The organism is Xanthomonas vasicola pv. musacearum NCPPB 4379 (assembly GCF_000277895.2).
In the GTDB taxonomy this organism is placed as follows: Bacteria; Pseudomonadota; Gammaproteobacteria; order Xanthomonadales; family Xanthomonadaceae; genus Xanthomonas; species Xanthomonas vasicola.
In genome coordinates this window covers 1,373,574-1,397,364 of record NZ_CP034655.1, presented here as the reverse complement: position 1 = coordinate 1,397,364, position 23,791 = coordinate 1,373,574, and the positions used below count along the sequence as shown (strand labels likewise).

20 protein-coding genes, 1 other RNA gene and 2 pseudogenes are annotated in these 23,791 nt (G+C 61.9%); 6 read left to right on the top strand and 17 right to left on the bottom strand.

Annotated elements, in window-relative coordinates; all coding sequences use genetic code 11:
- Positions 1–51 precede the first annotated feature (51 nt).
- The 10 genes and pseudogenes from KWO_RS06580 to KWO_RS06535 form a co-directional block, all read right to left on the bottom strand.
- Positions 52–2,166 carry a peptidase domain-containing ABC transporter gene (locus tag KWO_RS06580; RefSeq protein WP_010381219.1) on the bottom strand — a complete coding sequence of 705 codons (2,115 nt, stop codon included), beginning with the start codon at positions 2,164–2,166 and terminating at the stop codon, positions 52–54.
- A 3-nt stretch (positions 2,167–2,169) separates the two neighbouring features.
- A complete protein-coding gene (locus KWO_RS06575) occupies positions 2,170–3,213 on the bottom strand; it encodes a rhomboid family intramembrane serine protease (RefSeq protein ID WP_227479940.1) in 1,044 nt (347 codons plus the stop codon).
- 77 nt (positions 3,214–3,290) lie between these two features.
- Positions 3,291–3,464 carry a Blp family class II bacteriocin gene (locus KWO_RS06570; RefSeq protein WP_113622349.1) on the bottom strand — a complete coding sequence of 58 codons (174 nt, stop codon included), beginning with the start codon at positions 3,462–3,464 and terminating at the stop codon, positions 3,291–3,293.
- A gap of 126 nt (positions 3,465–3,590) precedes the next feature.
- Positions 3,591–4,835 (bottom strand): HlyD family secretion protein, encoded by a 1,245-nt coding sequence (locus KWO_RS06565; protein WP_017114665.1) that lies wholly within the window; start codon positions 4,833–4,835, stop codon positions 3,591–3,593.
- Positions 4,832–5,110 carry a hypothetical protein gene (locus KWO_RS06560; RefSeq protein WP_017113106.1) on the bottom strand — a complete coding sequence of 93 codons (279 nt, stop codon included), beginning with the start codon at positions 5,108–5,110 and terminating at the stop codon, positions 4,832–4,834. Before KWO_RS06560 ends, KWO_RS06565 begins: the two co-directional genes overlap by 4 nt.
- A gap of 77 nt (positions 5,111–5,187) precedes the next feature.
- The gene (locus KWO_RS06555; protein ID WP_010365311.1) at positions 5,188–5,589 is read right to left on the bottom strand and encodes a hypothetical protein; all 402 of its coding nucleotides are present in this window, start codon (positions 5,587–5,589) and stop codon (positions 5,188–5,190) included.
- 55 nt (positions 5,590–5,644) lie between these two features.
- Positions 5,645–5,860: a hypothetical protein gene (locus KWO_RS06550; protein ID WP_227479814.1), complete on the bottom strand. Its 216-nt coding sequence runs from the start codon at positions 5,858–5,860 to the stop codon at positions 5,645–5,647.
- Between the two features lie 34 nt (positions 5,861–5,894).
- Positions 5,895–6,245, bottom strand: a complete 351-nt coding sequence (locus KWO_RS06545; RefSeq protein ID WP_113622348.1) for a biotin/lipoyl-binding protein — start codon at positions 6,243–6,245, stop codon at positions 5,895–5,897.
- Entirely contained in the window at positions 6,242–6,520 is a 279-nt protein-coding gene (locus KWO_RS06540) for a hypothetical protein (protein ID WP_017113105.1), read from the bottom strand. Before KWO_RS06540 ends, KWO_RS06545 begins: the two co-directional genes overlap by 4 nt.
- 323 nt (positions 6,521–6,843) lie before the next feature.
- Positions 6,844–7,051 (bottom strand): annotated as a pseudogene (locus KWO_RS06535) (hypothetical protein); the annotation flags it as partial.
- Positions 7,052–7,394: 343 nt separating this feature from the next.
- On the opposite strand from KWO_RS06535, the gene KWO_RS06530 reads away from it, so the two are divergent.
- The 3 genes from KWO_RS06530 (at position 7,395) to KWO_RS06520 (ending at position 13,275) form a co-directional block, all read left to right on the top strand.
- Positions 7,395–8,858, top strand: a complete 1,464-nt coding sequence (locus tag KWO_RS06530) for a glycoside hydrolase family 125 protein (RefSeq protein ID WP_010381232.1) — start codon at positions 7,395–7,397, stop codon at positions 8,856–8,858.
- Positions 8,859–8,996: 138 nt separating this feature from the next.
- Complete coding sequence (locus KWO_RS06525; RefSeq protein WP_010381234.1) at positions 8,997–11,339, top strand: GH92 family glycosyl hydrolase; 2,343 nt, start codon at positions 8,997–8,999, stop codon at positions 11,337–11,339.
- A 97-nt stretch (positions 11,340–11,436) separates the two neighbouring features.
- Complete coding sequence (locus tag KWO_RS06520; protein WP_010381236.1) at positions 11,437–13,275, top strand: glycoside hydrolase family 35 protein; 1,839 nt, start codon at positions 11,437–11,439, stop codon at positions 13,273–13,275.
- A gap of 49 nt (positions 13,276–13,324) precedes the next feature.
- Here the strand turns inward: KWO_RS06520 and xopK are convergent, their stop codons facing one another.
- Complete coding sequence (xopK, locus tag KWO_RS06515; RefSeq protein ID WP_268741532.1) at positions 13,325–15,982, bottom strand: type III secretion system effector XopK; 2,658 nt, start codon at positions 15,980–15,982, stop codon at positions 13,325–13,327.
- A 504-nt stretch (positions 15,983–16,486) separates the two neighbouring features.
- On the opposite strand from xopK, the gene KWO_RS06505 reads away from it, so the two are divergent.
- On the top strand, positions 16,487–16,687 hold the full coding sequence (locus KWO_RS06505; protein WP_017113102.1) for a hypothetical protein: 201 nt from the start codon (positions 16,487–16,489) through the stop codon (positions 16,685–16,687).
- Positions 16,688–16,743: 56 nt separating this feature from the next.
- On the opposite strand, the gene KWO_RS06500 is transcribed toward KWO_RS06505, so the two are convergent.
- The gene (locus KWO_RS06500; protein ID WP_010370286.1) at positions 16,744–17,073 is read right to left on the bottom strand and encodes a RebB family R body protein; all 330 of its coding nucleotides are present in this window, start codon (positions 17,071–17,073) and stop codon (positions 16,744–16,746) included.
- A gap of 77 nt (positions 17,074–17,150) precedes the next feature.
- Between KWO_RS06500 and KWO_RS06495 the strand changes: the two genes are divergently transcribed.
- Both KWO_RS06495 and KWO_RS06490 read left to right on the top strand, forming a co-directional pair.
- Positions 17,151–18,134, top strand: a complete 984-nt coding sequence (locus tag KWO_RS06495) for an IS5 family transposase (RefSeq protein WP_017113471.1) — start codon at positions 17,151–17,153, stop codon at positions 18,132–18,134.
- Between the two features lie 113 nt (positions 18,135–18,247).
- Positions 18,248–18,583 (top strand): annotated as a pseudogene (locus tag KWO_RS06490) (type III secretion system leucine-rich repeat domain-containing effector XopL); the annotation flags it as partial.
- Positions 18,584–18,684: 101 nt separating this feature from the next.
- On the opposite strand, the gene KWO_RS06485 reads toward KWO_RS06490, so the two are convergent.
- The 5 genes from KWO_RS06485 to KWO_RS06455 all read right to left on the bottom strand — a co-directional run bounded on the left by KWO_RS06485 (position 18,685) and on the right by KWO_RS06455 (position 23,779).
- The gene (locus KWO_RS06485) at positions 18,685–19,416 is read right to left on the bottom strand and encodes a copper homeostasis protein CutC (RefSeq protein ID WP_017113101.1); all 732 of its coding nucleotides are present in this window, start codon (positions 19,414–19,416) and stop codon (positions 18,685–18,687) included.
- Positions 19,413–20,477, bottom strand: coding sequence for a glycosylasparaginase (locus tag KWO_RS06480; RefSeq protein WP_017113100.1), 1,065 nt, complete (start codon positions 20,475–20,477; stop codon positions 19,413–19,415). The genes KWO_RS06485 and KWO_RS06480 overlap by 4 nt, the downstream gene beginning before the upstream one ends.
- Before the next feature lie 1,840 nt (positions 20,478–22,317).
- The gene (locus KWO_RS06465; RefSeq protein ID WP_010364229.1) at positions 22,318–22,911 is read right to left on the bottom strand and encodes a GNAT family N-acetyltransferase; all 594 of its coding nucleotides are present in this window, start codon (positions 22,909–22,911) and stop codon (positions 22,318–22,320) included.
- A gap of 20 nt (positions 22,912–22,931) precedes the next feature.
- Positions 22,932–23,007, bottom strand: a non-coding RNA gene (locus KWO_RS06460) — sX9 sRNA.
- 295 nt (positions 23,008–23,302) lie between these two features.
- Positions 23,303–23,779 (bottom strand): chemotaxis protein CheW, encoded by a 477-nt coding sequence (locus tag KWO_RS06455; RefSeq protein WP_010364228.1) that lies wholly within the window; start codon positions 23,777–23,779, stop codon positions 23,303–23,305.
- Between the last annotated feature and the right edge of the window lie 12 nt (positions 23,780–23,791).

Sequence of the window (23,791 nt, the reverse complement as noted above, 5' to 3'; positions counted from 1 at the left end):
CGCACGGCGTACAGCGGCTGGAACATCGCGCGCCAACGAGTGTGGCTGTCCTCACGCACTCAAGACGTGATCTTCAGGATGTGGTATTTCGGGCGATTGCTGCAACTTCACTTCTTGCACGATCCGTCCATGCTCCATCACCAGGATGCGGTCGGCGCTGGCAATGGTTTCAGGGCGGTGCGCCACGATCACCTTGGTCAGTTGCAAGTGCTTCACCGCCTCGTTGACCAGGCGTTCGCGGGTGACATCCAGATGGCTGGTGGCTTCGTCTAGGAAGAGCAGCTTCGGTTGCCGATACAGCGCACGCGCGAGAATAATACGCTGCTTCTGGCCGCCCGAAAGCGAACTTCCCATGTCGCCGATCAGGCTGTGATAGCCCATCGGCATCGCGGCGATATCCTCATGCACCGCCGCCAACTGCGCCGCCGCCTCGATCCGTTCCAGGTCGAAATCCGTATCGAAGAAACCGATGTTGTCGGCGATACTGCCTGCGAACAATTGATCGTCCTGCATCACCACGCCGATCATCGCGCGCACATTGCGCGGGCCGAGTTTATGCAGATCGTGCCCGCCGATCCGGATCGTGCCCTCGCTGGGCGTGAGTAAACCCAGCAAGAGTTTCACCAGCGTTGTCTTGCCGCAACCAGACCCACCAATGATAGCCACCGATTCCCCCGGTGCAATCGTGAAACAGCAGTCCTTGACCACCCACGGCTCGCCGTCGGCGTAGCGAAACGACAGCCCTTCCACCGCGATGCTTGGCTCGGCGGGTGGCAGCGCGTGCGGTTGTGCGTGATGCTCTTCCGGCGGGGTCAACACGATATCGGCCAGCCGCTCGCCGTGCAGGCGCAGCATGCGGAACTCGATCCATTTATCGATCAACCCGCTCACGCGCATGGCGAACTGGTCCTTGTAGGCCAGGTAAGCGACCAGCATGCCGACCGAGAACACATTGTCCAGCGCCAACCTGGCGCCGATCCAGATCACCGCGATGCGCTCCAGGCCGAACACCAATTGGCTGGCCGTATTGAAGCCCAGGGACATCCGCGCCAGCTTCACGTCCTGATTGACGGTGTCGTTGAGTAAGTTCTCGTAAGTGGAACGGCGCACCGATTCTTTACCGGCCACTTTCAAGCTTTGCATGCCACGCAGCGATTCCAACAAATGCGTCTGTTGCTTGGCCGCGGCCACTAACTGTTGTTCGGTACGGTCGCGCATGGGCCGATAGGCAATGGCACGGATGCCAAGATAGAGCGCGACCGCCAGCAGCGTCACCAAGGCCAGCTTCCAGCTATAAACCAGCATCAGCACCAGCGTCACCATCGCCATCACGCCATCGATCATCGCCTCGACGAAGCTGGTGGTGAGCGTGTGTTGAATGGTCTGCACCGAGGACATGCGCGAGGTGACATCGCCCAGGTGCCGCTTTTCGAAAAAGTCCAGCGGCAACTTGAGCAGGTGCGCGAACACGTTGCCCATCCACTGCAATCCGAGCCTGGAGGAGAGCGACACCACCGACCAACCACGCAGCAGGCCAATGCCGACTTGCAACAGCAACGCCAATCCGAACCCCAGCCCCAGCACCACGAGTAAGTCGCGGTCCGCCGACACCAGCACCTGGTCCACCACCCATTGCGTGTAGAACGGCGCCAGGATGACGAAGACCTGCAACGCCAGCGACAACAACGTGATCTGCGACAGCGCACTCCACAGCCCACGGATGGGGCCGGTGAGTTGGCGTGCGGAAATGGAGGGTGCTGCCTTGTGCTGTTTGAACTCGGTAGTCGGCGTCAGTTCCAGTGCCACGCCGGTAAAGTGCTGGGATACCTCGCTGAGCGATAACCTGCGATCGCCGATGGCTGGGTCGAGGATCGTCGCTTTGGTTTTTCCAACCTTGGCAAGTACCACGAAGTGGTTGAGATCCCAGTGCAGGATGCAAGGCAGGGCGAGTTGATCCAGTTGTTCCATCTCCAGCCGCAGCGGGCGGGTGGAGAAGCCCAGCGTCTGGGCAATCTCGATCAACTGGTTGAGTCGGATGCCCTTGAGCGACAAGTGGAAACGCCTGCGTAACTCGGGCAGGCCGAGTTGCATGCCATGCGCCGACGCCACCATCGCCAATGACGCCAGCCCGCATTCGCTTGCTTCTGCTTGCACAATCGCCTTCATCGCTCAGCTTGCTCCAGTGGCCGATGATGCCAATATTGGTTTTTTAAGCTCATGCTTGAATCCTATCTCCCAGAAGCCAATCGCAAGCCCCAACAGCAAACCTGATGCATGCGCAAACCAACTCGTGCGAGGGGAGAGCAAGGAGGAAGCCAGCATCGTTGCCAATGCGAAATATGCAAGCAGCCACCAGAGAGCCGGCGGGAATATCTGACGATTGCGTAGCGATATACCGACAATCCATCCATATAACGCAAATACTCCACCGGAGATGCCGAGGAATGCGTCCGAGCCGACCCAATGCGGGAGGAAGGTCAATAAAAATGCGGGCAACAATACCCCGGATAAGAACGTCAGCCAGATAACCAGCGCCCGGCCAAGCGAGAAAGAAAGCCCGGCTGCAACCATAAGTAAAGAAAAGTTAGAGGTCCAGTGTGCAACACCGGAATGCAGGAAAGGCCCACTGAAATAGCGCCATGGTTGGTGCGGCGCATCTTGGAAAACAAGCCCGTACTGCTCGATCAGGCCGAAAAGGCTGCCGGCGCGTGTCTGCAGGTAGAGTTGAATTCCACCGATCGCCATCATCATGACGGCGATTGAAAGCGGTTGCTTGCTCGGCTGCAGATAGCACCATGCAAAAAACCGAGAATATTCACATAGGCTGGATAATTTTCGGAAAATAATTATATATTGAAGAATTAAAAATATGAAAAAAAATATAATTGCAGCACTTACCTTGGCAAAATAGACGTCATGGGTTTTGACACTTGTAATTGTGAAGCCCAATGCCATGCATAACATTAGAGAAAATAATAAAAAATACTGAAAAATCATTCGTTTTTGAATTTGAGGCGCCATGCTCACAAAGCAAATGGGAGGCAGCATCGACTTTTCGCCCGGGATCGACACAATGATTGGGTCGAATGGATGCCATTGCCAGGTGGCACGACGAACTGAGGATTCACCCTCTAATTTCCGGCCCCAAGGTGGTCGCCATGCTGACCATCTGTCTGGTGCGCGGGGAAAACTATCGTCCAAATTCCAATGCATTAAGACATACCCTCAAATGAGGAGTGCCTGCCCTTGCAGGCAGGCACCGATTCAAAGAAAGACACTAATTATTGAGGTCACTGCGCTTGGTAATGACCAACGAACATCATTGCACCTCCAACCAAAAGTCCAAAGGCTGCGGTAGCCGGTCCGCCAGCGAAGCCAATCGCTATTACAGCCATGCCGCCTTCAGTGAAGTCACTTAAGCCACCATCGACTTGTTTGATTTCGTTTTCTGTCAATTCGCGCATTACACAATCTCCTTAATATGGACGCAGAACCCCTGCGTCACGGGATTTGGGGTTTACCCAAAAATCAATCGGTTAATTCAGTGATGAATCGCAATTTTGTTGAGAAAATTCTCATATCCAAACCGATCACCTCCCAAGCGACAACAAAGGTTCAAACACCCATTCGATCAACTTTCTCCGCTCGCCGATGATGTCGGCCTGCAACAGCATCCCCGGCTTGAGCATCTCGGGCTTGCCGTAGGCCATGACACTTTGCCGCCCCAGCGCGACGGTGACGCGGTAATACGGCTCCCCCTGCTGGGCATTGCCGATCAACGCGCCCAGTTCACTCGAACTCAGCGCACTGCGGCTGATCCGGCTCAGGCGGCCTTGCTGGTGACCAAACTTCTGGTACGGGAAGGCTTGATAGCGCAGCAACACGGTATCGCCAGGAGCGATAAAGCCAATGGCGCGGCTGGGGACCAGTAATTCGGCTTCCAGCCGTCCATCGCCCGGCACCACGCTTAGCAGGGGTTGCCCGAGCTGGATCGCTTGCCCTGGTTTTGCCATCTGTGTGGCCACCACGCCTGCCACGGGCGCCGTCACCACCAAGGCGCCATTGACCTGGGTTTGCACCTGTTCCTGTTCCACCGCCGCCGCATCCCGTCGATAATCGGCCTGCACGCCCCCGCGTTGTCCCGGCAAGACACGCAGTTGCTGTTCGATCTGCGCCGCGCTGCGTCGCATTTCGGTCGCCTGCCGCTGCAAGGCCTGCATCTGGCTGGTGTATTCCAGCGCGCTGGATTCCTGCTGCTTGATTTGCAGCACGCTGACGTATTTGTCGTCCTGCAATTGGCGCCAGCGTTGCAGCACTTCATTGGCAAGCGCGATCTGGTTGCGACGGGTAGCGATTTCTGCGTCCACCTGCACCAATTCCTGGCGCAGATTGGCCAGCTGCGCATGCAAACCCTGCTCTTGCGCATCCAATTGCTGCAACTGCGCTTGCTCGGACGATTTCAAGCCTTCGCCGCGCTGGCGCAATTGGTGTTGCAGTGCCGCCTGCGTGTCGCCGCTGCCCAGGGTCGCGCGCGGGACCGTGACCACGCCGAGTATCTGTCCGGCCTTGACCGGTTGCCCTTCGCTGACCTCCAGCCGGCTCACGACGCCGGTGGCCGGCGCCATCACCGTGGCCAGGCCCTTGATCGGCACCAGTTGCCCGGTCACCGTGGAGCGGTGGGCATAGGTGCCCATGCACAGGAAGACCACGACGGATGCCGCCACGATGACGGCGGCGCTGGCAAGCATCCATGCCCGCACGGGCTGCGCCAGGGAGATGCCGCCCAGCCAACTGTTGCGGCGTGCTTGCAGCACTTCCTGGCGGAACAGGCTCATGGGGCCTTGCCTTGACCGGTGCTGCGGGCCGTGTGGCGCACAGACATCAGCAGTGCGAGCAGGGTGAATGCGCCGATCAACGCCACCCATAGGATCGGTAACGCCTGCCCCGGTAGCCCGGCGGTTGCCTGGATGCAGCGTGCGCTCAGCATCGCCGCGAGAATGGCGGCCAGCGTCGCCCAATTGAGCCCGACACCACGAAGCCTGACGATGCCGATGATCGGCAGGGCCAGGAGAAGGCCGTCAAGCAATATCGTGGAGAGGGATTGAAGCATGCGACGATCCTTCGAAACGGCCAAAATGGGTTTTTGACTATGTGTTCAATATGGGATGAAAATTTCTTGCCACGCCATCATTGAAATTGTGGCTTGGAAAGCATTTTCTTCAAAATGTAAAAAGGACCAATAACAAGTAGTAGATCATCGTCCTTTTTAATCATAATGTCTTGAGCGTCAAATCTCAGTAGCCTATGAATATCAGGCTCCCAGTAATTTTTATTTTTATTAAATGAATATCTATTGGAAATTAGAAATTCTTCAGTTTCGCGGCGATTGGCATTTGAAACTTCGACTTTTGATATCCATGTGGCTTTCCAGTGCCCGGCAATTCCTGCAACGCAACCAATTAACGCAGTAGTGCCATGATCAATCAAGTGTGATACTACATATCCCACAAGAACAAGTGAAGAATAGAATATAATTTTGGGGCGATCCTTGAGTTGTTGATTGAATCCTAGGCGTTTTATTTTTTTCATATGATTTTAATTTATTGTAATGGCGGGGCATTTTTAAATACCCCGCCTTGATAAGTCAACCCTCTACAGCAGATCTGCCAATGTAGTAGCCGATGCCAAATCCGATTGCAGCGCCGATAGCTCCCCCTATGGGGCCGCCAATGCCGAGTCCAATCATTGCTCCTTCTGCTCCGGCTTCGCCACCAAGATAGGCGCCGGCTGCACCTGTAAAGTCGCCAACCCCCAAACCCCCTGATACTAAGTTAATTTCATCTACACTCAGCTCGTACATATCCTGCTCCATTTTTAGCCTGAGTTAATTCGCCTCAGGATTGCGATTCCAGGCATCCTGGAATAATTAAATATGCCGCGCGCGGCACCGTGACCACGCCGAGCATCTGCCCGGCCTTGACCGGTTGCCCTTCGCTGACCTCCAGCCGGCTCACGACGCCGGTGGCCGGCGCCATCACCGTGGCCAGGCCTTTGATCGGCACCAGTTGCCCGGTCACCGTGGAGCGGTGGGCATAGGCGCCCATGCACAGGAAGACCACGACGGATGCCGCCACGATGACGGCGGCGCTGGCAAGCATCCATGCCCGCACGGGCTGCGCCAGGGAGATGCCGCCCAGCCAACTGTTGCGGCGTGCTTGCAGCACTTCCTGGCGGAACAGGGTCATGGGGCGTTCTCTCGACTGCTACGGCCGGTTGCATGGCGAGCGGACACCGCCATCGCGCACAGGGTGAATGCGCCCATCAACGTCGCGCATAGGATCGGTAACGCCTGCTCCGGTCGCCCGGCGGTTGCCTGGATGCAGCGTGCGCTCAGCATCGCCGCGAGAAGGGCGGCCAGCGTCGCCCAATTGAGCCGGACACCAGGAAACCGGACGATGCCGATAATCGGCAGGGCCAGGACAATGCTGTCCAGCAATAGCGAGGAGAGAGATTGAAACATGTCACATCGATCCTTCGAAAACGGCCCACATGGAAAGCGAGCGCGCGGTGGCAATAGCCAGCCTTATCCTTGGCGCACATTGTTAACCAGCGAATGCGCAGCTGTAAAGCACAAAGGGCGTGTCGCCGCTCTTAACTTGAATTCGTACCTCCTGCGGTTATGTCTGCGGATGCCGAGGGTCTCCAAACATTTCGATAGAGCAGGCATTCACCGGTTTGCATCGCGCATCAATTAGATAATTACTAAATGCATATATTTCAGTTATTTTAATATCACTTATTGCGCAATTATGTTCGATCCCGACGGCTCAACCGTTGATTTTTTCATAATGCTCTTTCTTGGTTAGCTCGGACGCGCAGCCCATGCACCTTGCGTGCAATGCGCAGAACCGGCTCCGGACAGGTCTTGCACTTCATCATTGCCATGGCGAGTGGTAGCAGCATCCGGCGCAAGCAGGACCGGCGACTGAAACGGTAGGCAACGTCGGCATGGCCGTCTTGCGTATCGTGCTTGCGCGCAGGCGCGATGGACGCTGCGATGACGCATTCAACCTGCGGGAGCATCTCGCGGCGCATCGTGAGCGGGAAGGTGTCACCGCCCGCGCCTGGCGATGCTCGCGTGCCCGGCAGGCCGGTCAACACAGCCCCCCTCTGCATCTCCTCCGCACGTGGTCGGTGTCAATCGCCGTTGGCGACGGCCCGGATACGGGCAGACGGCGCCGAATTGTGCGGCCGCACTATGCACATTCGGCGCACACGTTGTATGGTCATCGAGAATTGGTCATGCATAGGTCTCATCCTTAGCCGGCAGGTAGCGCGGCCCTGGAGCGGCACTGGCGTGCAGGCCTGCTGCCGAATCCAAGGAGTTCCAGGTCATGCATACCCGCCGCGACATCCTTCAGCTGCTGGGCGCAAGTGCCGGCGCCGGCCTGCTCGCCGGTGCCCTGCCCGCCTTTGCGGCCGCACCCGCCGCTGGCGTATCCAGCGCGGCTGGCGCCTTCGTCAGCAAGCGCCCGCCCAAGGCGCAGCGCCGTTTCGTCAGCAAGGCGGTCGAGCAACAGATTGCGCAGATCAAAGCGCGCATCGCCGACCCGGAACTGGCCTGGCTGTTCGAGAACTGCTACCCCAACACGCTCGACACCACTGTGGAAACCGGCACCCGCAACGGCAAGCCGGACACCTTCGTCATCACCGGCGACATCCACGCGATGTGGCTGCGCGATTCGTCCGCGCAGGTGCACCCGTACGTGCCACTGGCCAAGCACGACCCGGCGTTGCGGCGCATGTTCCATGGCCTGATTCAGCGCCAGGCCGCATGCATCACGCTCGACCCGTATGCCAACGCCTTCCTGCCCGATGGCCAGACGCAGCGCCTGAAGTGGTCGCTCAACGACATCACCGAGATGAAGCCCGGCGTGGGCGAGCGCAAGTGGGAAGTGGATTCGCTGTGCTACCCCATCCGCATCGCGCACGCATACTGGCGCGCCACCGGCGACGCCGCACCGTTCGACGACGACTGGCGCGCGGCGATGCACGTGGTGGTCAAGACCTTCCGCGCGCAGCAGCGCAAGGACAACCGTGGCCCGTACGTGTTCCAGCGCCCGTCGCCGCTGGCCACCGAAACGCTGGTACTGGAAGGCTACGGCCAGCCGACCAAACCCAACGGCATGATCCACTCGATGTTCCGCCCTTCCGACGACGCCTGCGTATTCCCGCTGTTCGTGCCGGCCAATTTGTTCGCGGTCACCTCGCTACGGCAACTGGCGGCGATGAGCACGGCCTTGCATCGCGACACCGCCTTCGCCGCCGAGTGCACCGCGCTCGCCGATGAAGTGGAAACCGCCACCCGCCAGTTCGGCCAGCAGCGCGATGCCGACGGCCAGGCGTATTGGGCGTTCGAAGTGGACGGCTTCGGCAACCAGTTATTTATCGACGACGCCAATGCACCCGGCCTGCTCAGCCTGGCCTACCTGGGCTGCTGCGACCGCGCCGACCCGGTGTTTCTGCGCACGCGCCAGCTGGCCTGGAGCGAACGCAACCCGTATTTCTCGCGCGGCAAAGCAGCCGAAGGCGTCGGCAGCCCGCACAGCGGCATGGGCACCATCTGGCCGATGTCGATCATTCAATACGCACTGGTCAGCGACGACGACGCACAACTGCGCCAATGCCTGCAGTGGTTGAAAACCACGCATGCCGGCACCGGCTTCATGCACGAAGCCTTCGACAAGGACAACCCGAGCACCTTCACCCGCGACTGGTTCGCCTGGGCCAACACCTTGTTCGGCGAACTGATCATCGACCTGCATCAACGCAAACCCCAGCTGCTGCGCAGCAGCTGATTATACGAAGCGCGCAATCTACCTTCCCAGGCCGATTACCGCGCAGCGCTTGATGTTCCCTTCTCCCGCCGGGAGAAGGTGCCCGCAGGGCGGATGAGGGTGCCCCGGCATCGGCCCGCAAATTCCGAGACCACACACATGGCAACACGACGCGGTTTTCTCCAAGGCGCTATCGCCGCAGCACTGTTCGGCAGCGTTGGCCTGCCCAGCCTTGCCCGTGCGCGCGCCGGCAATTACGCACTCCCGGCCGATGCGCGCACCCGTGCCGATCTCACCAAGCATGTGGATGTCTTCATCGGCACCGGCGGCCATGGTCACACCTTCCCAGGCGCCACATTGCCATTCGGCATGGTGCAGTTGAGCCCGGACACCTATAACGCGGTGTGGGATTCGTGCTCCGGCTATCACGAGTCCGACGGCTCGATCATGGGCTTCTCGCACACGCATCTGTCCGGCACCGGCATCGGCGACATGCTGGATTTCCTGCTGGTGCCCGCCACCGGCGAGGTCAAACTGGTGCCCGGCCCGCTCGACAATCCGGACGCCGGCTACCGCTCGCGCTACGATCATGCCGACGAAGCCGCATCGCCCGGTTACTACCGCGTGCGCCTCAAGGACAGCGGCGTGCACGCCGAACTTACCGCCACCGCGCGGGCCGGCCTGCACCGTTATCACTTCCCCAAGGGCAAGCCCGCGCACGTGTTGCTCGACCTGTGCCATGGCATGCAGGACAAGCCCGGTATTCCCACCCGCGTCAGCGATGCGCAGCTACGCGTGGTCGACGAACGCACGCTCACCGGCGGGCGCCGCGTGTACCAATGGGCGCAGGGCCGCTACATCTATTTCGCCATGCGCCTGTCGCGGTCCTTCAAACAGGTGCAGTTGTACAACGAGGACCAACCGCTGGCCGCCGGCACGCGTAGCGTCGACGGCACGCACCTCAAGGCCGCGCTGCATTACCCGGATGCCTCCGACGCCCCGCTGCTGATCAAGGTCGGCATCTCCGCCGTCAGCGCTGACAACGCGCTGGCCAACCTCGACGCCGAACTGCCGGACTTCGACTTCGCGCGCGTGCATGCGCAAGCCGTGGCGGCCTGGGAAAAAGAACTCGCCCGGGTGCGCATCGACAGCGATGACGAGGCGCAACGGCGCATCTTCTACACCGGCCTGTATCACAGCCTGCTGGCGCCCACGCTGTTCTCCGACGTGGATGGCCGCTATCGCGGCATGGATTTGAAGATCCACAGCGCGCCCAGCGGCTATCACAACTACAGCACCTACTCGCTGTGGGACACCTACCGCGCATTGCATCCCTTGCTGACGTTGGTGCAACCCGAGCGTGTGCCGGATCTGGTGCAATGCCTGGTGCGCGGTGCCAACGAATGCCCCGATGGCGTGGGCATCTGGCCGCTACAGGGCGTGGAAACCGGCTGCATGATCGGCTACCACTCGGCCGTGGTACTGGCCGAGGCGCACGCCAAGGGCTTCACCGGCATCGACTACAAGGCCGCGTGGCCGGCGTACCGCAAACGTGCAATGGACGACACCACTCACGGTCTGGGCGAGTACCGCAAGCTGGGCTATATCCCCGCAGACAAGGTGGACGAGGCAGTCAGCCGCACGCTCGAATACGCCTACGACGACTGGGCCTGCGCGCATCTGGCGCAAGCGGCAGGCGCCAGCGCCGATGCACGCGCATTGCGCGAACGCTCGCGCAACTACCGCAACGTATTCAATCGCGACAGCGGCTTCGTGCAGGCGCGGCTTGCCGACGGCAGCTGGGCCAAACCGTTCGACCCGCGCGGCATGGGCCACTTCGCAAAATGGCGCGATTTCACTGAATCCAACGCCTGGCAGGCCACCTTCCTCAACCAACACGATCTGTACGGGTACATGGATTTGTACGGCGGCCGCGACGGCTTCGTCGCCAAGCTGGACGAGCTGTTCTCCACCAGCTCCGAACTGCCTGCCGATGCACCGCCGGATATCGATGGCATGGTCGGCCAATATGCGCATGGCAACGAGCCCAGCCATCATGTGGCGTATCTGTTCGCCTACGCCGGCCAGCCATACAAGACCCAAGCGATGGTGCGCCGCTTGCTGCGCGAGCAATACCACGACGCGCGCAACGGCCTGTCCGGCAACGAAGACTGCGGACAAATGAGCGCGTGGTTCGTGCTCAGCGCGCTCGGTCTGTATGCAGTGGATCCGGTCAGCGGCAACTACATCGTGGGCAGCCCATTGTTCAAGCGCGCCACGCTGGATGTGGGCAACGGCCGCACGCTGCGCATCATTGCCAACAACAACAGCGCGCAAAACGTGTACGTGCAATCGCTGAAGTGGAACGGCACACCAACCAACCGCGCCTGGCTGCGTCATGCCGATCTTGCCGCAGGCGGCACGCTGGAGTTTGAGATGGGCGCCAAACCCAACCCGGCCTTTGGCGCGAACAAGCAGGATTTACCGCCGTCGTTTTCGTAGTCAGAGCCGCTCTACGTATCGGCACGCATGCTGCCCGTGCTTTAGCGCCTAACTACGTTCCATGTCATCCATTCCGCGTTACCGTCGAGAATTGCCCATGTTGCGCACGACCCTTGCACCGCTCGTTCTGGCGCTCGCCTTCGCGTTACCTGCCACTGCAGCCGCAGGCACAGCACGCTGGCCAAGCATGGGCACGCAGGGGACGCAGTTCGTGCGCGACGGCAAGCCCTACCAACTGCTTTCCGGCGCCGTCCACTTCCAGCGCATTCCGCGCGCTTACTGGAAAGATCGCCTGCAGAAAGCCCGTGCGCTGGGCTTGAACACGGTGGAAACCTACGTGTTCTGGAACCTGGTCGAACCGCAACAAGGCCAGTTCGATTTTTCCGGTAACAACGATGTGGCTGCATTCGTGCGCGAAGCCGCCGCGCTAGGGCTCAACGTGATCCTGCGGCCGGGCCCCTACGCCTGCGCCGAGTGGGAAGCCGGCGGTTATCCGGCCTGGTTGTTCGGCAAGGGCAACATCCGCGTGCGCAGCCGCGACCCGCGTTTTCTCGCCGCCAGCCAGGCGTATCTGGATGCCTTGGCCAAACAGGTGCAGCCGCTGCTCAACCACAACGGCGGGCCCATCATCGCCGTGCAGGTGGAGAACGAATACGGCTCATATGCCGACGACCACGCCTATATGGCGGAAAACCGTGCCATGTACGTTAAGGCCGGCTTCGACAAGGCCTTGCTGTTCACCTCCGATGGCGCCGATATGCTCGCCAACGGCACCTTGCCCGACACCCTGGCAGTGGTGAACTTCGCACCCGGCGAAGCCAAGAGCGCATTCGACAAGCTGATCAAGTTCCGCTCCGATCAGCCGCGCATGGTCGGCGAATACTGGGCGGGCTGGTTCGACCATTGGGGCAAGCCACACGCCGCCACCGATGCCAGACAACAGGCCGACGAGTTTGAATGGATCCTGCGCCAGGGCCACTCGGCCAATCTCTACATGTTCATCGGCGGCACCAGTTTTGGCTTCATGAATGGTGCCAATTACCAGAACAATCCCAGCGACCACTACGCACCGCAGACCACCAGCTACGACTACGACGCCATCCTCGACGAAGCCGGCCATCCCACACCCAAGTTCGCGTTGATGCGCGACGCCATCGCCCGCGTCACCGGCGTGCAGCCACCCGCGTTACCGGCACCGATCACGACAACCACGCTGCCAGACACGCCACTGCGCGAATCGGCCTCGCTCTGGGACAACCTGCCCGCGCCGATCGCCATCGACACTCCGCAGCCGATGGAACAGTTCGGCCAGGATTACGGCTATATCCTCTACCGCACCACGGTCACCGGCCCGCGCAAGGGCCCGCTATATCTGGGCGACGTGCGCGATGTGGCGCGCGTGTATCTGGATCAGAAACCGGTGGGCAGCGTCGAACGCCGGCTGCAGCAGGTCTCCACCAACGTGGATATTCCTGCAGGCCAACACACCCTGGATGTGCTGGTGGAAAACAGCGGCCGCATCAATTACGGCCCGCGCATGGCCGACGGCCGTGCCGGCTTGATCGACCCGGTACTGCTGGACAACCAACAACTCACCAGCTGGCAGGCTTTCCCGTTGCCGATGCGCGCGCCCGACAGCATCCGCGGCTGGACCCGCAAGACCGTGCAAGGCCCGGCCTTCCATCGCGGCACCCTGCGCATCGGCACGCCCACCGACACCTATTTGGACATGCGCGCGTTCGGCAAAGGCTTTGCCTGGGCCAACGGCGTCAACCTCGGCCGCCACTGGAACATCGGCCCGCAGACCGCGCTGTATTTTCCCGCGCCGTTCCAGCGCAAGGGCGACAACACCGTGGTGGTGTTCGATCTGGACGATGTCGCCGCCCCCAGCGTGCGCGGCCTGAAGCAACAGGTGTGGCTCAAGCCGAAGGAGTGAGGCTCACGAGGCGGCGGCTGCCGACCCGTGCGCGCTCGTGCAGCCGCCATCAGGTCGTGGACGCAGGGGCTGCGGCAGCGGCCTGTTCGCGGATGCGTGCTGCCTGGACTTCGGTCGCCAACAGCGTGCCGCGCAGATGGGTCGTGTGCTGACGGGCCTGTTTCATACAGAACCGGGCAAAACCTGCAACGCCTTCTTGCGGCACGATCGCGTTCGAGGTCAGCACCCGGATCAGGCGCTGCTGCAAACCGGGCATCCTGGCGGCTGCGCGCGCCTGGCTTCGCGCATCGGGGCCTGCCAGCTCCTGCTCGGCCATCTCCAGTTCCTGCAGCATCAGGCTGACGGCACGCCGCTGGGTGTCGTCGCGCGAGCGCGCTTGCTGCAATTGCGCCAGCAGACGTTCCGGTGCCCGATCGACCGTCGCATCGACATGAGGATGCGAATCATCGTGCACGTCGGGCTGCGGAAGGTCCGCCTGTGCGCTGAGCTTGGCGTCGAGATACTTCTTCTGCAGTTCGAGGCTGCATTGCATGTAGGCGATCTGCGACTTCACCGAGCCGGGCGTTTGCAGCCACTGCGCAAGCGCGGTTTCGGTCAGCACCGCGCTGTGCTTGGCATGGCTGCGCATCGCTTTGCCTCGCGCCTCCTGCGGCTTACCGGTCAATACCGCGCGTCCGTAGTTCGCTGCCGCATACAGGGCTGCATTGACGCGCCGACCCAGCGGCGCCCCATGTGCCGCTCGGCCCGAGCCCTTGCTCTGATCTGTCGAGCGCGGCTTGGCCGGATGCAATTTCTGCAGGTCGTCGGCACCGGTCTGCAGAAACGCGTCCAACGCCTTTTCCTGACCGTCGATGCAGGCGTAAAGCGCGCTCCGCAACTCGAAACCATGTTGGGGAACAGCGTTGCCTGCCGCTCTTGCGCCCGACCCGTCGGCAGTCGAAGCGGCGAGTTCCGGCATTGCCGGTTGAGCATCATATGCGGCGAACACGCCTTGGCGATGCTTCGGCTCCAGGCCGGGATCGACTTCTGCAATGAGATCGTCTTCATCGCTTCCCGCCGCTTCCTCCGCCACTGGCGTTAGTGCACCGTCCACCGCGGTTGGTTGCAAATGGTCGGCGAGGTTGGACGCTTCCTCGGCTGCGGCATTCTCTGCCTCGCGTGCAGGCAATAGATCCGCCACCGCCAGTAGCGCACGATCGACGCCGGGCATGTCCTCGGTCTGGTACCTGCGATAGCGCTTCTGCTTGCCGTGCGCCAACAGGAACTGATGGCTGCCGACCCCCATCGTGGCCGCACCGAGCAGACCTGCGCCGATGATCAGGCCGGTGCCCACCGGTGCGGCCACGGTGGCGCCAGCAACGACGGCCACGCTGACGCCGACCTTGGTCAACGTACTGGCGGTGTAGGTGACTCCTCCCACCACAAAGCCCTTGTTCCACTGGTTGAACCGATGCGCAAAGCGGTCGTACTTGCCCAACTTGGTGCTCACAAAGTGCTGGTAGCGCTGTGCGCCAGGACTGAGTTCGCTAGGTTCGAGGTCTTGCAGGAAGCGCTCGACCCTGCCGACATCCACGGCAACACGCGTCCTTTCCCGACGCGACTGGTGCAGGAAGGTACCCCCCAATGCGGTCGCCGCCACGCTCGCCAACGGCGCGAGCACGAAGGAGCCGGCGATGCCCGCCGCAGAGGCAACCCCTGCGGCATCGGCGCTGTGGCCCACCAGGCCCGCTGCACTTGCGCTCTTGCTGGCGATTGCCAGCCCGCCCTGGATGCCGAGTTCGCTCGCTGCCTTGGTGAAGATCACCCCGGCCGAGGCCATGGAGCTCGCGGCGATGGCACCGTCCCGCGCATTTCGCCGCTGCAGGTAAGCGTTGGTATCGATCGCCTCGCTCAGTGCATGCACATGCGCATTTGCAGCGTCTGCAGGCGCTGCCGGGTCCAAGGCAGACTGCAGTGCCGCCTGCTCCGAGCGCAGGCGGCGTTCCCGCTGCCGCAGGTGCGTGCGCTGCTCGGCAACTTCACGGGTTTCCTTGTACGCGGCATAAATCGCAAGACTCGACAGCGGCAGCATCGCGCCGCTGATGCCCAGGCTCATCGCCAAATCGAATGCGCCTGCCGGCGCGCCTTCCTCGGCGAGGACGTGCAGGACGCCCTCCTTCGCTGCATGTCCAACTGCTTGCGGATCCGCCGGATTCCCGGCGCCGTCATGCGGCGCATGGTGTCCCTCTGGCGTCGGCGCATGCGGCGCATGAGCAGGGTGCGGCTGTGGGGGATGTGCGGTCTGCGGTGGGTGTGGCGGGTGGTGGCCATCCGGTGCCGGTGCATGGTCGGCCGGTGGGTGCGCGGGCGGATGCGCTGGCTCCCCGGCTTCGGCGGATTGCTCGGGTTCGCCGCGGCGGGGAATGTCGTTGATCAATTCGGCCAATTCGTCAGCGGTTCCGTGCAAGGGGTCGGCCAAGTACTTTGCGACCACGAAGACGTCATAGACCGCCTCCGCTTCGGCAACTCGGGCATTGGCATCTCCGTGGTGCGGTCGTCGCTCGCTCTCATCGCGGTGTGTGCGTTTGGGCAGTGGCCGCGTCTGCAGCACGTTCAACCCCAGTGGCCAACCCTGTCCATGTTGCGGCGATTCTGAAGCGGGCGGCGTTTCAATGGCCGCAGAATCGCGTGTGACAAGATGCTGTGCAGTGGATCGTTGAACACGCATGAGCAAACTCCAACCGATGTAGTGCGGCGATGGTGCGCTTGTCCTTTCCATCCAGTCTTGCTGCAACGAACTCGCAATTCCGGAAACGAATTCTCCGGCCCGGCTAGGCGGCGTGCGATTTATCCCCGAGAAAGCCCGCCATTGAGTACCTCCAGGCCAGATTGGCAAGATGCAAGCCGCCGCATGGATAGCCGGGCGGAGCTGGCACTGCGCCAGAACGCGCCGGCAGCGATCCAGCTGTTGAGTCGCCGCGTTCTTGCAAGTCGCCCAATCGCCTTCGGCCCTATTGGGCAATCAGAACGAAACGCCGGAGCAGATTTCTGCCGATGGCGCTTTAGACATGGACGCAGCCGCCGTTATCAGAACGTCCGGTGCCGCTGCGCCGCCCGCATACCGTCGAGGTATCGGACGGCACAGATTCCAGGCAATATCACCGGCTGACTCCGTTACGGATGCGCTTACTTGCGACGTAGACGGCTTGATTGCAGGTTCCAGGAGCGTTGCATGTCGTCGTCTACCGTTACACAAGAGTCCGTTCCCGCAGGTCCGGAGCACACCCAGCACGCCTTTGCAGAGCACATCCACAGCAAGCCCATGGGCAGTGCCGAGGCCGCGCACCTGATGACGTTCCTGTGCCAGACCGAATCGGCCAAGAAACCACAGACACTGCTGCCTCCGCAGGTACGCGACGACAACGCCGCCTGAGCAAAGCCTTGCGTCGGCGCACGTGGCGACAGCCGTGACGCTGTCGTCGCAGGCGGTTACTTCGCAGTGTTGAATGACTTGAGCACAGTGAGCAGACTTTTCAAATTGTCTGCGCTATCGCCTCGCGCAAGTTTTGGGACATCTGCCGCGGACGCGGCCGTCTCATCAACGTAGGTCTGCATCAAGCCCTGATGAGTGGCCGCCTGCGCCAACGTATTCTGCTGCTGTTGTGCAGAGACTGCATTCTGAAACAAGATGCCGGTCGAACGGGCCATGCTCTGGTAAATCAAACCGATCGCAGCGGCTGGGGCTTGGCCAACGACCTTGACGTTGGTCTGCGTGACGGCATCGGTGATCTGCGGATTGACTGCGTTTGGGAAAGCCATTGCTGCACTCCTAAGGAAACTCTGAACAACTCCCCTTGATCCTGCGACAATCACACAGACGCAACGGGACAACGACGATGCAACTGACCTTCGGCGATGCGGAGTACAACGGCAAGCGCAAGCGGACGCGGCGTGAGGTGTTCTTGGCCGAGATGGACCAGGTCGTGCCGTGGAAGGATCTGCTGGCACTGATCGAACCGCACTACCCGAAGTCGGGGCAGCCGGGGCGACAGCCGTATCGGCTGGAGACGATGCTGCGCATCCACTTTTTGCAGCAGTGGTACGCACTGAGCGATCCATCGGCGGAAGAAGCACTGTACGACACGGTGTCGATGCGCCGTTTTGCGAAGATCGGCGGGCTGGATGAGGTGCCGGATGAAACGACGATTCTCAACTTCCGGCATTTGCTGGAGCGGCATGATTTGGCGCGCAAGCTGTTCAACCGGGTCAACGCGCACCTGTCGCGTAAAGGGCAGAGTCTGCGGGGCGGGACGATCGTGGATGCCACGATCATTGCGGCGCCAAGTTCGACCAAGAACAAGGATGGCGAGCGCGATCCGGACATGCACCAGACCAAGAAGGGCAACCAGTACTTCTTCGGGATGAAGGCGCACATCGGGGTGGACGATGAGTCGGGCCTGGTGCACCACGTGGAATGCACGGCGGCCAACGCAGCGGACATCACGCAGGCGCACAAGCTGCTGCACGGCAAGGAAGACACTGTGAGCGGCGACAGCGGCTACACCGGGCTGGACAAGCGCGATGAGATGAAGGGCAAGCGCACGCTGCGCTACCTGATCGCGGAGAAGCCCTCGAAGCTGAAGCAGATCAAGAATAAGCGCGAACTGAAGTTGGCCAAGCGCTGGGAGCACACCAAAGCCAGCCTGCGTGCGAAGGTGGAACACCCGTTTCGGGTGATCAAGCGTCAGTTTGGTTACGTCAAGGTGCGCTATCGCGGTTTGGCGAAGAACACCGCACAGGTGCTGACGCTGTTTGCACTATCGAATCTGTGGCTGACGCGCAAAGCGTTAATGCCTGCTGCGGGGAAGCTGTGCCTGTAATCCAGGCAACACCCCGCAAACGTGCCGAAACCGGCAAAAAATCGGCGATTTGAGCGCCCTCAGCGCGGCGGATGCGGTTGCTTCGTTTTCCGGTCGCGTTGATCAGACCATCCCTAGCAGGCCCATGTCCCCCAACACCCGGAGAAAACGCGACCGCGGAAGACGAAAGCCGCTTCTTCATGGATGCCAGCAGCTGGAAGGCGCAGAGGAACGCGCATCTGGGCATCGCCGATTATCTCGGGCAGTTCGCTTATCACGAAGGACGCCAGCTCGACGCAGCGACGCTAGCCAAGGCAGTCCAGATGTGGCAGACCCGGGAGCTGATCGTCAACGCACACCCGGAAGACCGCGCGCACTTTCCCGCTTTCACGCCGCACATTCCCGAGCAGGTCAGCGACGACGCTGATGACGAACAGCCAACAAGCCCGGAACCTTCAGGCCATCCGTAGATGGCCAACGCGACAGGCGCAGCAGCCCATCGCGCATCTCCGTCAGCGTGCCTGCGCAACGCAGGCAGCGCCTCCCTGGCGAGCGGAGCATTGCGCGCGTTTCACGTGTGCTGCAACGCGTCCACCATCCGTTGTACCCGCGCGGTATCGGTCCGCTGGTAGTCTCCGCCCAGATCGTGGATATACGGGTGCGGCGACGGCACCTGGGCGGCGATCACGCCACGCGCCGACGCATGGAATTCGTGGGCGCCGGTGTGCTGCCGTAGGGTGCGGATGTTGTGCTCGGAAAGCCCGGCACCGGGCATGATGCCGATGCGCCCGGCTGCCTGCCGCACCAACGCGGCAATGGTGTCGATGCCCTCCAGCGCACTCGCACGCGCGCCCGAGGTCAGCACACGCTCGCAACCCAGCGCGATCGCATCTTCCAGCACACGCGATGGATTGGCGCTGACATCAATCGCACGATGAAACGTCACTCCCAACGACCCTGCTGCTTCGATCAACACACGCATCGTCGGCAGATCGACCTGCCCATGCCGGTCCAGCGCGCCCAGCACCACCCCATTGCAGCCAAGCCGCACGCACTGCTCCACGTCGCGACGCATCACCTCCACTTCGGCAGCGTCGAACACGAAATCACCCACGCGCGGACGAATCAACACATACAGCGGAATCCGCAACCGCTCGCGCACCATTGCCAATGTGCCGAACGACGGCGTCAGCCCGCCGCCATCCAGCCCACCGCACAGCTCCACGCGCATCGCCCCGCCTTCTTGCGCCGCGAGTGCCGAGGCCACCGAATCGGCCGCCACTTCAAGACCTAATGCACTCATGCTGCCGGCTCGCTGGTGTAGTGGCTCTCGCCAGGCACCAACAGATCCTGCCGCTGCGCATCGCACACCGCGTAACTGAAGCCTTTCTGGATCGCAAACGCGCCTACTTCACCACGCTTGTTCATCGCCAAAAAGCCGACCTGCAATGTGCGCGTCAATTCCGGCTTACGGCGGATCAGCCGCATCACCACTTCGCGGCATGCATCGGCTGGCGACTTGCCCTGCCGCATCATTTCCACCACTGCAAAACTGCCCACATTCTGGATCACTTCTTCGCCCACACCGGTCGAGGTTGCGCCGCCCACGTCGTTGTCCACGTACAAGCCCGCACCGATGATCGGGCTGTCGCCCACGCGCCCGTGCATTTTCCACGCCATGCCGCTGGTAGTGCATGCACCGGACAGATTGCCGTGCGTATCCAGCGCCAGCATGCCGATGGTGTCGTGATTGTCTTTGCCGCCGGGCAACTTGGCATCGCGCCAGGCGCGGTTTTCGACATTGGCTTCCGGCGAATATTTCGACGTCTTCAACCACTCTTTCCACGCCGCTTCCGAACTTGGGGTCAGCAGCTTGGCTTTCGGAAAGCCCTGCTCCAACGCAAACTGCCGCGCGCCATCGCCGACCAACATCACGTGCGGCGTTTTCTCCATCACCGCGCGCGCTACGGAGATGGCATGCACCACATCTTCCAACGCTGCCACCGCGCCGCAATTGCCCAGGTGATCCATGATGCAGGCGTCCAGCGTCACCCGCCCGTCGCGGTCCGGATAACCGCCCAGGCCGACGGTGGGATTGGTCGGATCCGCTTCCGGCACACGCACACCGGCTTCCACCGCATCCAGCGCGATACCGCCGCTGCTGAGAATTCTCCAGGCCTCCTGATTGGCGGCAATGCCGAAGTCCCACGTGGAAATCACCCGCGCCGCACCACGCGGCAGCGCCGGCGGCCGCACGCCCTGCGAGGCGCCCACCGCGGCTTGCGCGCGTGCGCCCCAGCCGGCCAGCCCGGACGCGATCGCGCCCAGCGTGGCGCTCTTGAGGAAGTGACGACGTTGAATCATGCGGGCAACTCCATGATGGAAACGAGCGGCCGCGCAGTGCGGCACCAGCCTTCCATCATGCGGCAGCATCGCGTGCGGATAAACCTTGTTGCGGCGTTATCGCATGCGGATCCGTGCACAACCGTTGCATGTTGGTCCAGCCCGGGCTCAGCCGCAACGTGGCCGATTTATGGATCTGGCTGGCGACGGGCAACGAAAAGGACCATGCGCAGCCGCGCTGGATCACGGCTGCGCAGGCGGCACAACGCGCGGCTGTGCAGGCACGTCTTGCGCAGGGCGGCACCGCCAGCCATACACTGGGCGCACCCCTGAGCGACGCTGCGCGCAGCTGGATTGCGCAACAGACTGGCAGCGCTGCCGATGCGATGCCGATGCGATGCCAATGCCGATGGCGTCTGGTGCGTCGGAAGCGGCAGGTAGTTCCGACATTGCATCCGTCTCTGGATCTATCTCTGCATCGAGGTCTGTTGGCTCGTCTACAGCGCCACCGCTTTCGTCGCATGCGAATTCCGACGGGCCTTCGAATCAGGCTGCAAGTTTTTTGCTGCTTCTTGTGCTCTGTCTCTGACACGTCTAAGGCCTCTGACACCGATAACGCCTCTTACGCGTTCATTGCCTCTGATGCCTCTGTTGCTGCTTCAACTTTCGCATCCGGTTCGAAGCCGGCTTCGGCAGCGTCAACTCCATCTGCTGCACTCGCAAAATCTAACGTCTGCACAGCGCCCGCCCGACGCAGCGCCCGACGCCATCGCTGGATGCCGCCCCTGGCGCTCGCTGCTTCGGTCACACTGGCAGTTGGCGTCTGCCTGCAATGGCAGGCCAGTCGACCTGTGCCGGATGCATCTGCACCGGCTGCAGGTGTCTCTGCGACCACCGAATCAGAAAAAAATGTCCGCGCCGCGCTGTGGAAGACAGAGCAGATCGCACCTCAGAACGCGGCGTCCGGGGGCCTGGGCAGCGACCTGCCCCCGCGTCCGCCGACGAACCCGCTTCCGCAGAGCAGGTGGCAAGGCAACCAGCATCTTCACTGCAGGAACTGGCGCCAGCCGCCATGCCGGCCCCAGTCGGCGCACCACTACCTGCACGTGTGGTGACGCCGCCTGCCTCCGCGCCACCCGCCGAGATGATGTCCGACCAACCGGCGACGGCGTCGGAGCCAGCGCAAGACGATGCGCAACTGGCGATGGCGCCGCCGCCCCCGCCCGCCCCCAGCGCCGCGAGCAATGACGACGTGCAGGCAAGCGGCGCGCTCGAAGCACCTACAGACAGCAGTGCGCCCACCCCATTACCAGCCAAGCGTGCACCAGCGCTTGTAGCTTCGCCATTGGTGTTGCCGGCACCGCCGCAGGATCAGTCATTGCGCGTCGAGCGCGCGGTAGCTAACCCACCTGCAACGAACGAAGTGCCGAGAGCACGTGCAGCGCCGCTCACCGCGCCAACGGCTGCAACTGCACTAGGACGGGAACGGCAGGTCGCCAAGCCGCAGCCGGAAGCATCTCGCGCAACCTCGTCGCCGCAAACGACCGGCAACGCCGCCACACAGCAGGCACGACAGCGGAGAGATGAAGACGCGCGCGGCGAAACACACCGCACTACAGTGCTGAAGCTCTCCACATTGCCACGCGAGTGGCTTGCGGGCTACTCGGCGTCTGCGGGCATACAGGCGCCGGAAACGATCCGGACCATGGCTGCCACGCCGAATGCAGCGGCAGTGCAGACCTGGGCGGCGCAGTTGCGCCATCGACTCAAACAACGTGGCTGGGCAACGCAGATCGCGCTTGCACAAGACAGCAATCTAGCCGTCGACGAATTACGGCTCGAGCTCTCGGGCGCTGCGCCCTCAACCCGGCCGATCATCCACCGCGCCTTCGCCAGGCGTGTCGTCGTCGCGCAACCTGCTGGTCAGCACATGGTCGCGCCAGTGGCCGTTCAACTGCAGGTAGCGCCGCGCGTAGCCTTCGATCTGGAAGCCAAGCCGCTGCAGCACACGCGCACTGCGCAGGTTCTCCGGAACGTATTGCGCCATCACCCGATGTAGGCCAAGCGGTCCGAAGGCAAATGCAATTCCCTGCGTGGCTGCCCAGTGGATCAACCCTCGCCCCTGCTGCGCCGCGTCCAGGCCGTAGCCCAGATGGCAAGCCTGAAATGCGCCGCGCTGGATCTGGGTGAACCCGGTGGTGCCGATCACCTGCTCGTTCTGCAGCAACACCAGTTGCAACTCCCGCTCGCCAGGCACTGCGCTGCGGTATGCGATACACAAGCGACGCCAACCGTAGACGGTATAGAACGCAGGCGGTCGCAGCGGCATCGCATCGGCGAGGTGGCTGCGATTACGCGTGTGGTAGTTTGCCATTGCAGCCGGGTCGACAATGGCTAGATCGCATAGCACCACGCCGTCGGCATGCCGGACCGGCGCAAATACCGGAAGACTCACGACTGCCGCGCCTCAAGAGCAGCTGACACAACGTAGCGAGGAGTCGTCAGGCGGGAATGGACGGCGCACAGGAACCGCGGTGGACGAGTGATAGATGCCGATGCCGGGCGCAGGCGGCGCGCGCCTGGCGGCTGTGCAGTCGTTTTGTTGGCTGCTCTAAGCTTGCACGCCTCAAACATGCACGCAATCTCGCCGCCACGTACATCCAGCTGATGCCATACAGATCAAGCTCCGCAAGCCTTCGCCGAAAAGCAGCGCACCATCTTGTGCCTGACCCAGAGCACCCGACTGCAACCCACACGTCATCACCGATCAATCAGTACAACGCGCGTCGCTGCACTGTATGCCTGCGCTCGCCTGTCAGCGAGCACAGTGACTGCACCAACTGCGCTCAGGCCGCAGCGGCAGCAAAGACCTGACTGAGCTGCGCTTCGATAGCGTCCAGGTTAGGCAACAAGGCGCTTTGCTCGCCCAGCAGCACGCGCATGTGCACGCCGTCGGGCAGCGCATCTTCCGATGCGTCGGCCAGCAGGCCATCACGCGGCACCGAAATCAGCTGAGGGAACGAGGCGGTCAGCAGCGCGAAATACGGCAGCGCCGGATTACCGCCCAATGCCTTCAACACGATGACCTTGTTGTTGACCGCAGCGGGCTCTTCGCCCATGCCGCTGAGGCGTGCGAACGACAGTAGCGGCACTTTCCAGCCGTACCAATCGATACGCCCGACCACCCAACGCGGCATGTCGGGCAGCGGTTCCACCGCCACACGCGACATCACCTCGGCCACCGTGGCGTTCGGCAGCAGCACGCGCTCGCTGCCGGCCTGGATCAGGACGCCGCGGATTTCGTCGTTATTGGCGTAGCTCATCGCATGATTCCG

Excerpts from the sequence above, each read along its gene's own strand:
- KWO_RS06570 (WP_113622349.1), bottom strand. The coding sequence starts at position 3,464 with ATGCGCGAATTGACAGAAAACGAAATCAAACAAGTCGATGGTGGCTTA.
- KWO_RS06560 (WP_017113106.1), bottom strand. The coding sequence starts at position 5,110 with ATGCTTCAATCCCTCTCCACGATATTGCTTGACGGCCTTCTCCTGGCC.
- KWO_RS06455 (WP_010364228.1), bottom strand. The coding sequence starts at position 23,779 with ATGAGCTACGCCAATAACGACGAAATCCGCGGCGTCCTGATCCAGGCC.
- xopK (WP_268741532.1), bottom strand. The coding sequence starts at position 15,982 with ATGCGTGTTCAACGATCCACTGCACAGCATCTTGTCACACGCGATTCT.
- KWO_RS06545 (WP_113622348.1), bottom strand. The coding sequence starts at position 6,245 with ATGACCCTGTTCCGCCAGGAAGTGCTGCAAGCACGCCGCAACAGTTGG.
- KWO_RS06525 (WP_010381234.1), top strand. The coding sequence starts at position 8,997 with ATGGCAACACGACGCGGTTTTCTCCAAGGCGCTATCGCCGCAGCACTG.
- KWO_RS06530 (WP_010381232.1), top strand. The coding sequence starts at position 7,395 with ATGCATACCCGCCGCGACATCCTTCAGCTGCTGGGCGCAAGTGCCGGC.
- KWO_RS06480 (WP_017113100.1), bottom strand. The coding sequence starts at position 20,477 with ATGATTCAACGTCGTCACTTCCTCAAGAGCGCCACGCTGGGCGCGATC.
- KWO_RS06500 (WP_010370286.1), bottom strand. The coding sequence starts at position 17,073 with ATGGCTTTCCCAAACGCAGTCAATCCGCAGATCACCGATGCCGTCACG.
- KWO_RS06575 (WP_227479940.1), bottom strand. The coding sequence starts at position 3,213 with ATGCATTGGAATTTGGACGATAGTTTTCCCCGCGCACCAGACAGATGG.
- KWO_RS06550 (WP_227479814.1), bottom strand. The coding sequence starts at position 5,860 with ATGTACGAGCTGAGTGTAGATGAAATTAACTTAGTATCAGGGGGTTTG.
- KWO_RS06495 (WP_017113471.1), top strand. The coding sequence starts at position 17,151 with ATGCAACTGACCTTCGGCGATGCGGAGTACAACGGCAAGCGCAAGCGG.
- KWO_RS06580 (WP_010381219.1), bottom strand. The coding sequence starts at position 2,166 with ATGAAGGCGATTGTGCAAGCAGAAGCAAGCGAATGCGGGCTGGCGTCA.
- KWO_RS06505 (WP_017113102.1), top strand. The coding sequence starts at position 16,487 with ATGTCGTCGTCTACCGTTACACAAGAGTCCGTTCCCGCAGGTCCGGAG.
- KWO_RS06540 (WP_017113105.1), bottom strand. The coding sequence starts at position 6,520 with ATGTTTCAATCTCTCTCCTCGCTATTGCTGGACAGCATTGTCCTGGCC.
- KWO_RS06565 (WP_017114665.1), bottom strand. The coding sequence starts at position 4,835 with ATGAGCCTGTTCCGCCAGGAAGTGCTGCAAGCACGCCGCAACAGTTGG.
- KWO_RS06520 (WP_010381236.1), top strand. The coding sequence starts at position 11,437 with ATGTTGCGCACGACCCTTGCACCGCTCGTTCTGGCGCTCGCCTTCGCG.
- KWO_RS06485 (WP_017113101.1), bottom strand. The coding sequence starts at position 19,416 with ATGAGTGCATTAGGTCTTGAAGTGGCGGCCGATTCGGTGGCCTCGGCA.
- KWO_RS06555 (WP_010365311.1), bottom strand. The coding sequence starts at position 5,589 with ATGAAAAAAATAAAACGCCTAGGATTCAATCAACAACTCAAGGATCGC.